Annotated in this window: 11 protein-coding genes and 1 pseudogene; 6 read left to right on the forward strand and 6 right to left on the reverse strand. The window is 60.2% G+C overall.

Annotation, left to right across the window (positions count from 1 at the left end; all coding sequences use genetic code 11):
• The first annotated feature begins 138 nt into the window (after window positions 1-138).
• Complete coding sequence (locus FW800_RS09040; protein WP_446437458.1) at window positions 139-2,277, forward strand: methyl-accepting chemotaxis protein; 2,139 nt, start codon at window positions 139-141, stop codon at window positions 2,275-2,277.
• Window positions 2,278-2,675: 398 nt separating this feature from the next.
• Window positions 2,676-2,795: pseudogene (locus FW800_RS09045) on the forward strand (outer membrane lipoprotein carrier protein LolA); the annotation flags it as partial.
• 391 nt (window positions 2,796-3,186) lie between these two features.
• On the opposite strand, the gene FW800_RS09050 reads toward FW800_RS09045, so the two are convergent.
• Window positions 3,187-3,750: a nitroreductase family protein gene (locus FW800_RS09050; RefSeq protein WP_446437459.1), complete on the reverse strand. Its 564-nt coding sequence runs from the start codon at window positions 3,748-3,750 to the stop codon at window positions 3,187-3,189.
• Window positions 3,751-3,889: 139 nt separating this feature from the next.
• Between FW800_RS09050 and FW800_RS09055 the strand changes: the two genes are divergently transcribed.
• From FW800_RS09055 to FW800_RS09065, 3 genes are read left to right on the forward strand one after another with little or no spacing between them, the layout of a single operon-like run.
• On the forward strand, window positions 3,890-5,329 hold the full coding sequence (locus FW800_RS09055) for a di-heme oxidoreductase family protein (protein ID WP_446437460.1): 1,440 nt from the start codon (window positions 3,890-3,892) through the stop codon (window positions 5,327-5,329).
• A 31-nt stretch (window positions 5,330-5,360) separates the two neighbouring features.
• Entirely contained in the window at window positions 5,361-6,425 is a 1,065-nt protein-coding gene (locus FW800_RS09060) for an imelysin family protein (protein ID WP_446437461.1), read from the forward strand.
• Window positions 6,426-6,427: 2 nt separating this feature from the next.
• Window positions 6,428-7,525 carry a DUF1513 domain-containing protein gene (locus FW800_RS09065; RefSeq protein ID WP_223017939.1) on the forward strand — a complete coding sequence of 366 codons (1,098 nt, stop codon included), beginning with the start codon at window positions 6,428-6,430 and terminating at the stop codon, window positions 7,523-7,525.
• Between the two features lie 102 nt (window positions 7,526-7,627).
• Here the strand turns inward: FW800_RS09065 and FW800_RS09070 are convergent, their stop codons facing one another.
• The 5 genes from FW800_RS09070 to colR form a co-directional block, all read right to left on the reverse strand.
• The gene (locus FW800_RS09070) at window positions 7,628-7,855 is read right to left on the reverse strand and encodes a hypothetical protein (RefSeq protein ID WP_005791025.1); all 228 of its coding nucleotides are present in this window, start codon (window positions 7,853-7,855) and stop codon (window positions 7,628-7,630) included.
• The gene (locus tag FW800_RS09075) at window positions 7,852-8,571 is read right to left on the reverse strand and encodes a lipopolysaccharide kinase InaA family protein (protein ID WP_005791027.1); all 720 of its coding nucleotides are present in this window, start codon (window positions 8,569-8,571) and stop codon (window positions 7,852-7,854) included. The genes FW800_RS09070 and FW800_RS09075 overlap by 4 nt, the downstream gene beginning before the upstream one ends.
• A gap of 3 nt (window positions 8,572-8,574) precedes the next feature.
• Entirely contained in the window at window positions 8,575-9,255 is a 681-nt protein-coding gene (locus FW800_RS09080; protein WP_005791029.1) for a class I SAM-dependent methyltransferase, read from the reverse strand.
• A gap of 188 nt (window positions 9,256-9,443) precedes the next feature.
• Window positions 9,444-10,724, reverse strand: a complete 1,281-nt coding sequence (locus FW800_RS09085; RefSeq protein WP_005791031.1) for a sensor histidine kinase — start codon at window positions 10,722-10,724, stop codon at window positions 9,444-9,446.
• Window positions 10,714-11,397, reverse strand: a complete 684-nt coding sequence (gene colR, locus FW800_RS09090; protein ID WP_003208587.1) for a two-component system response regulator ColR — start codon at window positions 11,395-11,397, stop codon at window positions 10,714-10,716. The genes FW800_RS09085 and colR overlap by 11 nt, the downstream gene beginning before the upstream one ends.
• Before the next feature lie 200 nt (window positions 11,398-11,597).
• On the opposite strand from colR, the gene FW800_RS09095 reads away from it, so the two are divergent.
• Window positions 11,598-13,547: an LTA synthase family protein gene (locus FW800_RS09095; protein ID WP_446437462.1), complete on the forward strand. Its 1,950-nt coding sequence runs from the start codon at window positions 11,598-11,600 to the stop codon at window positions 13,545-13,547.
• Window positions 13,548-13,563: the final 16 nt, after the last annotated feature.

Genomic DNA, 13,563 nt, shown 5'->3' on the forward strand with positions numbered 1-13,563 from the left:
CGCCCGGCGTAGGCATTTTCCTACCGCTCATCGCCTATTACTCATGAATTGATTTGTGACGCCGATGTTTCAGGAACGGCGCCGAATGGACTTGGCTCTGCTGCGTGCATACCCACAAGTCCATTCGTGAGTGAACCTATGTTCGACACCCTTTCTATCCGCTTGAAAATCGTGCTGCTGTCCGGCCTCTGCCTGCTGGGAGTGATCGCACTGGTGGTCGGCATCAATATCTACAACACCAACCAGAACGATCGGTTGGTCAGTGATTCAAGCTCACGAATGCTCACCGCCAGCGTGGAACAGCTGCTGCAAGCCAAGGCCGCCGAACAGGCCGGGCACTTGCAAAAGACCTTCGGTGAAAACCTGCTGGCGGTTACCGCCCTCGCCGACCAGATCAAGGACCTGCGTCAGTTGGGGACCAAGCGCTCCATTGAAGCCGGCGCCCTGCGCGAAGAAATCAACCAGAGCGTGAAAACCGCGTTCGAGCGCAACACCAAGGTGCTGGGCATCTGGCTGTCGTTCGAGCCCAACGGCCTGGATGGCAAGGACAGTGAATTCGTTGACGACAAGGCGCGCGTCTCCAACGAAAAAGGTCGCTTTTCCAGCTACTGGAGCCGTGCCGGCGGCGAAAGCCTGAACACCATCATGGTCGAGGATGACCTGACCAAGACCACCCTCAACCTTAGCGGTACGCCTTACAACATTTGGTATACCTGCCCACGCGACACCCGCAGCACCTGCCTGCTGGACCCGTATGAAGACACGGTGGCCGGCAAACCTGTGCTGATGACCACCATTTCCCTGCCCCTGATCGTCGACGGCAAAGTCATCGGCGTCGTGGGTGTCGACATCGCCCTCACTGCCCTGCAAGCCACCACCGATGCGGCACAAAAGGACGTGTTCAACGGTGCTGCTCACCTGGAAATCCTGTCCAGCACCGGCCTGATTGCAGCCTACAGCGGCGAACCGGCCAGGGTCGGCAAGAACCTGGTCGACACCCTCGGCGCCGAAGGCAAGGAGATCGTGCAACTGCTGGGCAATGATCGGCCCATGATCCGCGAACAGAACGACACGATTCGCGCCGTGTACCCGGTCAAGCCGATTGCCGACGCCAAATCCTGGGGTGTGGTGATCAAACTGCCTAAAAGCGTGATGCTGGCTGATAACGAAAAGCTGCAAGCCGTGCTCGACGAAGCCCAGGCTACCGGCACCCTCAAAGCCTTGCTGGTGGCAGCCGCCGCCGGCTTGCTGGGCTTGTTGCTGATCTGGCTGACCGCCACCGGCGTGACCCGTCCGATCAACAGCGTGGCGGCCATGCTCAAGGACATTGCCAGCGGCGACGGCGACCTCACCCAACGCCTGGCCTACACCAAGAAAGACGAACTGGGCGAGCTGGTGAACTGGTTCAACCGCTTCCTCGACAAGCTGCAACCGACCATCGCCCAGATCAAACAAAGCATCACCGAAGCCCGAGGTACGGCGGATCAATCCTCGGCCATTGCACGCCAAACCAGCGAAGGTATGCAGGTGCAGTTCCGTGAAATCGACCAGGTCGCCACCGCGTCGAATGAAATGAGCGCCACCGCCCACGACGTCGCCAACAGCGCCTCCAATGCTGCCAGCGCGGCACGCGGTGCCGATCAGTCGGCCCGCGAAGGCATGTCGATCATCGAGCAGAGCACCCGCGACATCACCACCCTTGCCGAGGAAGTCAGCAAGGCCGTGACCGAAGTTGAAGCCCTGGCAGTCAACAGCGAGCAAATCGGTTCAGTCCTGGAAGTGATCCGCAGCATTGCCGAACAGACCAACCTGCTGGCATTGAACGCCGCGATTGAAGCGGCACGCGCCGGCGAAAGCGGGCGTGGCTTTGCGGTGGTGGCCGACGAAGTACGCAACCTGGCCAAACGCACCCAGGATTCGGTCGAGGAAATCCGCCTGGTGATCGAGCGTATCCAGAGCGGCACCCGAGGCGTGGTAGCGACCATGCACTCCAGCCAGCAACAGGCCCAGAGCAATGCCGGGCAGATCCACCAGGCGGTGCAGGCCCTGGGCAAGATCAGTGACGCGGTCACGGTGATCAGCGACATGAACCTGCAAATCGCCAGCGCCGCCGAAGAGCAGAGCGCGGTGGCCGAAGAGGTCAACCGCAACGTCTCGGCGATTCGCACCGTGACCGAAACCCTCACCGGCCAGGCTACCGAGTCGGCGGCGATCAGCAGCCAGCTCAATGCCCTGGCCAGCCAGCAGATGAAGTTGATGGATCAGTTCAGGGTGTAATTCACACCACAGGTCCAATGTGGGAGGGGGCTGCGCGACAGCCCCACGTTGACGATGTGACCGGGTGGTTGGGTGGTTGGGCCGAGTACATATCCGTTATTTAGGTAACGGCCACTATAGGTTCCGCTCTTACAGCGGGTCACTTTCGAAAAGCGCGAAAGTAACCAAAACGCTCTTGCCCCACCACTCGGCACCTCGCCTAGGCTCGGTGTGCCCGTAATCCGACATTGATTTGGGGGGCCGCCGCCACGCGCCATCCATGGCGCGGGGCGGCTAAACCGGCATCCCTGCCGGTTTACCCCCCAAATCCATGTCGAATTCCGGCCAGCGTGGTTTAACGGGGCGCCTAAGATCAAGATCAAAAGCACAGCGAGGCGGCCTTATAGCCGACCTGATCGTTGAAGCGTGCGCGTACCCCTGTGGGAGCGGGCTTGCTCGCGAAGGTCGTTAACGATGACGGGGGAAATCAGAATGAGCGCGGCGCCCTCAGGTTTTTCGCGAGCAAGCTCGCTCCTACAGAAAAGCAGAAGCGCCGCCAGCGTATCTACGATGCGAAGCGAGCCGCTCTTGATCTTGCTTTTGATCTCAAGCGCCCCGTTAAACCACGCTGGCCGAACGCAGGCTTGAATCCGTGGGTAACCCGGCAGGACGCCGGGTTAGCCGCACTGGGCCAGGGATGGCCCATTGCGGCGGCCCACGGATTCAAGCCTTCGTTCGGGCACACCGAGCCTAGGCGAGGTGCCGAGTGGTGGGGCGAGGACCTTTTGCTTACTTTTGGGTCCTTCCAAAAGTGAGCCGCTTTAAGAGCGGAACCCTAAGTGGCCGTTACCGCAGCAATGGATATGTACTCGCCCCCCCAACATCCTAGTTAGCTGTCAAGCCCCCTCCCACATTTTGACCGCACACCGCTTAGCGTCCGCTCCAGGCCTGGACAAACGGCGTCAGGTCTTCCTTCGGCGCCGTACGCGGCGGGTTCTGCGGCGTGCCCAGGTAAAGGAAGCCAATCACTTCTTCACCCGCCGTCAGCCCCAAGCCTTTGGCCACATGGGCCGAGTAGGACAACTCCCCGGTCCGCCACACCGCACCAATCCCCTGGGCATACGCCGCCAGCAGGATGCCGTGGGCCGCACAGGCCGCCGCCAGCAATTGCTCGGACTTGGGCACTTTGAAGTGCTCCTGCAAACGCACAATCACCACAACTACCAACGGCGCACGCAGCGGGCCGTTCTGCGCCTTGTCGATGACGGCTTGCGGTGCATCGGCATCCTGTAGCCGGGCGGCCTCGGCCAACAGCGTGCCCATTTGCTCACGGGCTGCGCCTTCTACGGTGAGGAAACGCCAAGGGCGCAATTGACCGTGATCGGGCGCCCGCATGGCGGCAGCGAACAACAGGTCGCGCTGCTCCTGGGTCGGTGCCGGGTCGAGTAAACGCGGCACGGAAACACGGTTGAGCAAAGCGTCGAGAGCCTGCATTGGCCACCTCCAAAAAAAATGTGTGGTCATTCTAGCGGGAAAGAATCGCGATGCCACCAAACGATAATTGCTCTTATTCAAACCGCCCGGCCCTGTTAGACTTTGCGACCAGATTTTGCCCCCTCGTCCAGGAATCTCGATGTTCCGTTCGCTTTCCTACCTGTCTGCAGCGTTGCTGGCTCTATGCCTGACTGCTTGCGACGACGCCCCTCGCTTCACCAAGGCCGAGCCGGGTGAATCGCGATCCGGTGGCGCGACAACGGTAAACAAGCGCGACCAGAACGCCTTTTCCCTGCCCTCGGCCAACCTGGCACCCAGCCGTCGCCTGGATTTCAGCGTCGGTAACAGCTTCTTTCGCAACCCCTGGGTGATCGCGCCGGCCACCACCACGGCACGGGATGGCCTGGGCCCGCTGTTCAATACCAACGCCTGCCAGAACTGCCATATCAAGGACGGCCGTGGCCACCCGCCGCTGCCTGATGCGCCGAATGCGGTGTCGATGCTGGTACGCCTCTCAATTCCTCTCTCCATTACAGAGCAGCCCCCCTACGCCAAGCTGATCGAACAGCTCGGCGTGGTGCCCGAGCCGGTGTATGGCGGGCAGTTGCAGGACATGTCCGTGCCGGGCGTCGTTCCGGAGGGCAAGGTGCGGGTCGACTACAGCCCTGTCCAGGTCAGCTTCAAGGACGGCACCGTCGTCGAACTGCGCAAACCCGACCTGCAAATCACCCAGCTCGGCTACGGCCCGATGCACCCCGACACACGCTTCTCGGCACGCATCGCGCCGCCGATGATCGGCCTGGGCCTGCTCGAAGCGATCAGCGACGCCGATATCCTGCGCAACACCGACCCCAAGACCGCCGATAAAGACGCCATCGTCGGCCGCGCCAATTGGGTCTGGGATGACGCCCAGCATAAAACCGTGCTCGGGCGTTTTGGCTGGAAAGCCGGGCAACCCAACCTCAACCAACAAAATGTTCACGCGTTTTCGGGTGATATGGGCCTCACGACCTCCCTGAGACCCTTTGATGACTGCACCGACGCCCAAGTGGCGTGCAAGCAGGCGCCAAACGGCAATGGCCCTGACGGTGAGCCGGAAGTCAGCGACAACATCCTGCGCCTGGTGCTGTTTTACACCCGCAACCTCGCGGTGCCTGCGCGCCGAGGCGTCAACACGCCACAGGTGCTGGCCGGCAAGAACCTGTTCTACGAGGCCGGTTGCCAGGGCTGTCACAAGCCGACATTCACCACGGCCGCCAACGCCGCCGAACCCGAGCTGGCCAATCAGGTGATACGCCCCTACAGCGACCTGTTGTTGCACGATATGGGCGAAGGCCTGGCCGACAACCGTACCGAATTCAACGCCACTGGCCGTGAGTGGCGCACCCCGCCGCTGTGGGGCATTGGCCTGACGCAAACCGTCAGTGGTCACACCCAGTTCTTGCATGACGGCCGCGCCCGCAACCTGCTTGAGGCCGTGCTGTGGCACGGCGGGCAAGCACAAGCGGCGCAGCAACATGTGTTGTCATTTAACGCCGAACAGCGGGCCGCGTTGCTGGCGTTCCTGAATTCTTTATAAGCTTCGCCCCACTCACAGAAGGGAGCTCGACATGTTTCGTCCCAAGTTGTTGTTCACCAGCCTCGCCGCCCTTGCCCTGGGCGCGTGCTCGCCCCAGGACCCGCAAGCGGTGACCTCGGCGGCTATCGCCAAGCAGGTGATCCTGCCGACCTACAGCCGCTGGGTTGAAGCCGACCGCCAGTTGGCCGTAAGCGCCCTGGCCTACTGCCAGGGCAAGGAAAGCCTGGACACTGCCCGCGCCGACTTCCTGCACGCACAAAAAGCCTGGGCCGAGTTGCAACCGTTGCTGATCGGCCCGCTGGCCGAAGGCAACCGCGCCTGGCAGGTGCAGTTCTGGCCGGACAAGAAGAACCTGGTAGGTCGCCAGGTCGAGCAACTGGTCAGCGCCCAGCCGCAGATCGATGCGGCCGCCCTGGTCAAATCGAGCGTGGTGGTGCAGGGCCTGTCGGCCTACGAATACATCCTCTACGACGCCAAGCCCGACGTTGCCGACGAAACCCAGAAAGCCCGCTACTGCCCGCTGCTGATGGCCATCGGCGAGCGTCAGAAAGCCCTGGCTGAAGAGATCCTCGCCAGCTGGAACAGCACCGACGGTATGCTCGCGCAGATGACCAAGTTTCCGAACCAGCGCTACGCTGATTCCCACGAAGCCATTGCCGATCTGCTGCGCGTGCAAGTAACCGCACTGGACACCCTGAAGAAAAAACTCGGCACGCCGATGGGCCGCCAGACCAAGGGCATCCCGCAACCCTTCCAGGCCGATGCATGGCGCAGCCAGTCCTCCCTGCAAAGCCTGGAGGCCAGCCTCGCCGCCGCCCAGACCGTATGGGTCGGTGTCGACAACAAAGGCCTGCGCGGCCTGCTGCCGAGCGATCAGAAGCCGTTGGCCGAGAAGATCGACGCCGCCTATGCTGCGTCCCTGAAACTGTTCGCCAGCAACCAGCGCTCCCTCAACGAACTGTTGAACGATGACGCCGGCCGCCAGCAACTCAACGATATCTACGACAGCCTCAATGTGGTCCATCGCCTTCACGAGGGCGAGCTGGCCAAAGCATTGGGCGTCCAACTGGGCTTCAACGCCAACGACGGTGACTGATGATGCTCAGGCGACAGGCTTTGGCGCTGGGTAGCGTGCTGCTCAGCGCCCTCACGTTGGGCGGCTGGACGCTGTTCAAAGGCAAAGACAAGGGGCCGCTGCTGCTCTCGGCACGCGATGATGCCGACGGCAAGCACTACGCTGTCGGCTATCGCCTGGACGGCAAGCCCGTCTTTGCCACCCAGGTCGGCCAGCGCTGTCACGACATTATCAACCACCCCACACTGCCAATTGCGCTGTTCGTCGCCCGTCGTCCGGGCACCGAGAGCTACCTGATCGACCTGCGCGATGGCACGCTGCTGCAAACCATCACCTCAAAGGCCAACCGGCACTTTTACGGCCATGCGGTGATCCACAAGAGCGGCGACTGGCTGTACGCCACCGAGAACGACACCTCCGATCCCGGTCGTGGGTTGTTGGGGGTGTATAAGTTCGAAGGCGAGCGGTTGGTACACAGCGGCGAGATTTCCACCCACGGTATCGGCCCGCACCAGGTCTCCTGGATGCCCGACGGCGAAACCCTGGTGGTGGCCAACGGCGGCATTCGCACCGAAGCCGAAAGCCGCGTGGAGATGAACCTCAACGCCATGGAACCGAGCCTGGTGCTGATGCAGCGCGATGGCACCTTGATCAGCAAGGAAACGTTGGGGCAGCAAATGAACAGCGTGCGCCATATGGGGATCGCCAGCGATGGCACCATCCTCACCGGGCAGCAGTTCATGGGGCCGTCCCAGGAGCGTTCCGAGTTGCTCGCAATCAAGCGCCCGGGCCAGCCTTTTATGGCGTTCCCGGTAGCCGATGAGCAACTGCAAGCGATGGGGCACTACACCGCCAGCGTGGCGGTGCACAGCGAACTGCGCCTGGTAGCGCTCACGGCGCCGCGTGGCAATCGTTTCTTCATCTGGGATATGGACAGCGCCGAGCTGCGCCTGGATGGGCCGTTGCCCGACTGCGCCGGTGTGGGTGCAGTGGCGGACGGGTTTGTGGTTACGTCGGGACAGGGACGTTGCCGCTTCTATGATTGTCGTCAGGAACGACTGATGGCCAAGCCATTGGAATTACCGGCGGGGTTTTGGGATAACCACCTGCACCTGATCTGAAAATTGCCCCTCTGCAGGAGCGAGCTTGCTCCTACCGTTAAAGCGTCAGGCGTAAAAAAAGGGCCTCGCATCGCAAGGCCCTTTCCAGAAGTTTTACTCGTTTCAACTTTGCGGCCTCATTGCTTGAGACATCCCGAACATGAATAGCAGCAAATCATGATCAGGCCTGGCCGCCACACTTGCCTTTGCAATCCGCGGCAGCAGGCATTGCCCGCCACCGTCTACCGCACTCAGCACTTGTGTGCGAGGTTGTTCCCACGCTGCCAGGGCAAGGGCTGAAATGCCCAACGCCCCGACCAAAAACAAACCTCGTGCTATTTCTAGCTTCATCTGGTTAAACCCTTGATAGCGCTGCCAAACGCCGTCTCGTAAAAGTAGCTGAGTTTTTTCCAGTCGGTATCGTTCCACGACGAATGGCGGCGCAATTGCAGCATGTCATGGGACGCGGCCCGATAAGCGGTCAAACGCTGGCGACATTTTTCAAAATCCAGCAGGGCCACTTCCACAATCGCCGCATCAGGCTCACCGGTTACCCGCACGAAAATGTGCTTGATATACAAGCAACCGTGCTGCCAGCGACCCTTGTGCATACGGGCCAGGGTGCCGGCCAACTCCTGGAGCAAACGCTCGTGGACCGCCTCGCCGTACTGCTCACGGCCACCGGCGGCGTACCAGTTTTCGATCTCGTCGAAACCGTCCAATGACGCGGTCACCAACAGGGCTTTCCATTGATGCTCCGGGTCGCGTCGCGCCTCGCAAAACACCAACTCCGGCACGCGCACATCCAGCAAACGCAGGCCCTTCAAGGCATCACGCTCACGCAGCACCGTCGGACGCCCGAATGGATGCAACCAACTGCGGTAGATGTGCCCGGTCTGACGCTTGCAATACAGCAAACGCCCATTAGGGCTGACCACTCGCTGCACACCACTTTCACCGCCACGCCGGCGATTGGGTTCTTCGACCCACTCACCCTTCTGGCGCCAGAAATAATCAAACCGCTCCTCGGGAGCTACATGACTGCCTGCTACGCACTCAACTGCCATCTGTTACCTCTTGCGCAATACATACACTCGCCACATGGCGTAGAGCGGTATGAAGTCCAGGGACTCCTGAACACGGAAACCGGCCTGCTCGAATTCTGCCTCGACAGTAGCAGCCGGTAACACAAACCGGTTTTGGTAACCTTCCTGCTCACCTCTTTTGCGACGACGTACTTCGCTGCGCTTACGCTTCCAGGCCTTGAAATTGCCGTCCACCCACAGCGAAATAATCACGCTGTCGCGGGTAACTCGCTGAAACTCACGAAGTATTGTCAGCCTGTGCTCCGCTTCACCGATGTGGTGCATCAAGCGCATGCAGAAAATACTGTCGACGGAGTTATCTGGCAAATCGATATCAAAGGCAGATGTCTGCAAAGGGCGTACCCGTTTCACCACCTCCGCCGGTTGCGCAGTGGTGGCGATCTTCAACATCGACGCCGAATTGTCAGCCCCGATAATCACACGGTTGGGTTTTTCGGCCAGCAACGGCCAGAAACGTCCAGCGCCACAAGGCAGGTCCAGCACCAGGCCCGGCTCACCGGCCATGGCCAGTGCACCACGCGCCAGTTGCTCGTCGCGTTTGTGGGACAACCGGCGAGCCAGATTGTCCTGATGTTTGAGCAAATATTGTTGCGCGTGTTGATCGTCGTACTTTTCGGAAAATTCCAACTTGATTGGGGAAGGCATCGTACGTCTCCGGTAACTGATGCCTGCAACCTTAAGCAGTTAAACGTAATCAACAGGTCAACTCATTGTGAAAATCTTGTCCTGTCCAACTGCATACATTTCAAGACTTTACAGAAACATTCAGTAGCATCGGGCCATCTTCGCTGAAAAGCAGGCAGTCTGCATCCGCAAAACGACAGACTGAACGGTCAGCTTTTGACCTGGCTCAGCTCCACATGAAAACGGCAGCCATTGGGCTCCATCGTCGTCAGGCTCACGCTCCAGCCCTGGCTCTCGCAGATCCGTTGCACCAGCGACAGGCCGAGCCCCAGCCCCTCGCCACGGTTCTCACTGCCGCGCACAAAAGGCTCGAACATCGCTTCGCGCTTGTCTTCAGGAATGCCCACGCCAGAGTCCTCCACCACAAAACCACTCGGCTCCAGCGTGAGGCGGATAAACCCTTGCTCGGTGTAATGCAGTGCATTGCGCAACAGGTTACCCATCACTGCGTGCAGGAACGTAGTGTTGTAGCGAGTATCCAGAGGATTGCCAGGGCAGTAGATCAACTCAAGGCCTTTTTGCTCGATGGGCCCACGCCAGATCCCAAGCAAATCTTCGGCGACCTGCGTCAGGTTGACCTGAGCCGACATGACAGCATCATCGTGCTTGGCGCGGGCCAGCATCAGGAAGGTCTGCACCAGTTCACGCATTTCCTCACAGGCCCGCGCGATTCGCTGGACCTGGTTACGGCCGCGTTGATCGATGGCGGGGTTTTCCAGCAGCAGCTCACACGAGCTGGCCAACACCATCAAGGGCGTGCGCAACTCATGGCTTACATCGCTGGTAAACAACTGCTCACGGGACAACGCCTGCCGCAGGCGACCCAGCGTGGCATCGAACGCCACCGCCAGCTCGCCCACTTCATCGGCTGCATAATCCGGTGCCAAGGGCGGCGCCAGCCCTAATAACTGGTCACGATGCCGCACCTGGCGAGCCAGGCGCACTACCGGCGCCATCACCTTGCGGGCCAGCACCCAGCCAAGGAACACCGCCAGCGCCAGGCTGAGCACGAACCCCACCAGCACCACGGCAAACAGCACGCGCTCGCGCTCTTCAAAATCGCTTTGATCCTGCAACAGCACATAACGCCGACCGTCGATCACCTCGACCATGGCGTGGTACGACAGAGACTCGCGAAATACTTCGTGGAAGCCCGGGTCCAGATGCCGAAGATCCTTGGGCAACTCGAAATCGCCTTGCCCACCGCTGAAGTAAAACAACTGGTCCGGCTCCGGCCGATGTCGCCAGTCTTCCATGCTGTCCATCAACAGAAGGCGTTGCAGGTCACCGCCCAGGCCGGCCGAAATCAGTTTCTCTTCCACCAGGTGCACCGTCGCAACGATCCCCATGGCGAAGGCCCCCGCCACCAACGCACTCATCAAGGCAAAGGCGATGATGATCCGTTGGGCAAGGCTTTGTCTAAACTCCATCACGTCCCTCGGCCAAGCGATAACCCACCCCGTGCACCGTTTGCAGCAACGGCTTGGCAAAGGGCTTATCGATCACCTGGCGCAATTGGTGAACGTGGCTGCGCAGGCTGTCGCTGTCCGGGCAGTCATCGCCCCACAGGGCTTCTTCGAGAATTTCCCGGCGTAGCACGTGCGGGCTCTTCTGCATCAGCACTGCCAGCAGTTTCAGGCCGACGGGGTTGAGCTTGAGCAGGCGCCCTTCGCGGGTGACTTCCAATGTATCGAGGTCGTAGTTCAGGTCACCCACCTGCAGGGCACGGCGGCCACCCCCCTGGGCACGCCGCAACACCGCCTCGATCCGAGCGGCCAGTTCCGACAACGCAAATGGCTTGAGCAGGTAATCATCAGCCCCGGACTTGAAGCCTTGCAGGCGATCATCCAGTTGATCGCGTGCGGTGAGCATGATCACCGGCGTATCGCGCCGTGCGTCTTCGCGCAGGCGTTTGCACAGGGTGTAGCCATCGATGCCAGGCAGCATGATATCGAGCACGATCAGGTCGTAATGCTCGGTGGCCGCCAGGTGCAGGCCCGACAAGCCGTCCTGCGCACAGTCCACTGTGTAGCCTTTGAGCCCCAGGTAATCGGCCAGGTTGGCCAAAATATCGCGGTTGTCTTCAACCAATAAAATTCGCATGGGCAGTGTCTCCGTACGCGGTAACGGCCGTGTTGGCTCGCGCAGCTTAAGGCCAAGCGGGGCTCAGGGATAGAGCTGAAAGGCCCACTGATGAGGGTTTTCAACTGATTACAGGGACAAACGAGTTTTTCACTATAGCTTCACAAACAGACCACAGTGTCAGGGTGAAGATCGCGCCCATCGATCTAAGGAACCTGGACATGGGCTTTCTCAAAACAGCGCCAATGCGCTATTTGCTGTTGATAACCGCTGCCTGGTTATTGGTTTTCCTGCTCACTCGCAGCGTGTTGCTCGTGACTCACCTGAATGAAGTGGGCGGCAACTTGCTGCCGGTGTTTGGCGTGGGTCTGGTCTACGATCTGGGCTTCCTCGCCTATGCGGCCTTGCCGCTGGGCTTGTATTTGCAGCTCTGCCCACCCGCACTGTGGCGCCGCCGCGGCCACCGCTGGTTCTTGCAGGCGCTGCTGACGATCAGCCTGTTCGCCATGCTGTTCACCTCGGTGGCCGAATGGCTGTTCTGGGATGAGTTTGGGGTGCGCTTCAACTTTATTGCGGTCGACTATCTGGTGTATTCCGATGAGGTGCTGAACAACCTGCTGGAGTCTTACCCGATCGGCAAGCTGCTGAGCCTGCTGGCAATGCTGGCGATCCTCATGAGCCTGGCCCTGCGTAAACCCTTCAATGCCGCCATGGCGGCACCTTTGCCGGCACTGCGTGGCCGTTTGGTCAATGCCCTGGGCCTGTTGGTGGTCGCCGGCCTCAGCCTGCAACTGATCAGCCAGGACAGCCCGCGTACCCAGGGCGGTAACGCTTACAAGAACGAACTGGCCAGCAACGGCCCTTATCAATTCTTCGCTGCGTTCCGCAATAACGAATTGGACTACACCCAGTTCTATCAGAGCCTGCCCAACGACGTGGTCGCCCGGCAACTGCGCGCCGAACTCAGCGAGCCCAATGCGCGCTTTATCGACCCGGACCCGCTGGATATTCGCCGCGCCATCACCAACCCGGGCACACTGCGCAAGCCCAACATCGTGCTGGTCACCATCGAAAGCTTCAGCGCCAAGTACATGGGCAGCAACGGCGATCAACGCAACCTCACGCCCAACCTGGATGCATTGCGCAAACAAAGCCTGTACTTCAATAACTTCTATGCCACCGGTACCCGAACCGACCGGGGCCTGGAAGCCATTACCCTGGCGATCCCACCCACGCCAGGCCGCTCGATCGTCAAGCGCATCGGTCGTGAAAGCGGGTTCGCGAGCCTCGGCCAACAACTCACGGCCATCGGTTACGACAGCGTGTTTGTCTACGGCGGTCGCGGTTACTTCGACAATATGAACGCGTTTTTCAGCGGCAACGGGTATCGGGTCGTGGACCAAAGCAGCGTGCCCGAGTCAGAAATCTCGTTCAAAAATGCCTGGGGCATGGCCGACGAAGACCTGTTCAAACAGACGCTTAAACTGGCCGACGCCGACTACGCCAAGCAACAGCCGTTCTTGCTGCAACTGATGACGACTTCCAACCATCGCCCCTATACCTACCCGGATGGGCGCATCGATATCAAATCCGGCAAGGGTCGCGATGGTGCAGTGAAATACACCGACTACGCCATCAACCAGTTCCTTGAAGCTGCACGCCAGAAACCCTGGTTCGATAACACCATTTTTGTGTTCGTCGCCGACCACACGGCCGGCAGCGCAGGCAAGGAAGACCTGCCGATCACCAACTACCAGATCCCGTTGTTTATCTATGCGCCCAAGCTGATCGACGCACGGGAGTCCGCGCAACTGGCCAGCCAGATCGACCTTGCGCCGACCTTGCTGGGCCTGATCAACCTCAGCTACGAGTCGACGTTCTTCGGCCGTAATCTGTTGCAAGACAACCCGCTGCCACCGCGAGTCGTGGTGGGCAACTACCAGCATCTGGGCTTGTTTGACGGCAAGGACCTGGCAATCCTCAGCGCGCGCCAAGGCTTGCGTCGCCACGACCAGGCCCTTGGAGAAAGCCAGGAGTTGCGCGTCGGTAGCGATGACCCATTGATCCAGCGGGCAATTACCTATTATCAGGCCGCCAGCTACGACTACAAACAGCAACTGCTGAGCTGGAAAGCGCCCAAGGAAGAAGCTCCAGTCTTAAGCAAACGCTAATCAAAAAGCCCCGTGC

The organism is Pseudomonas sp. 910_23, assembly GCF_052850795.1.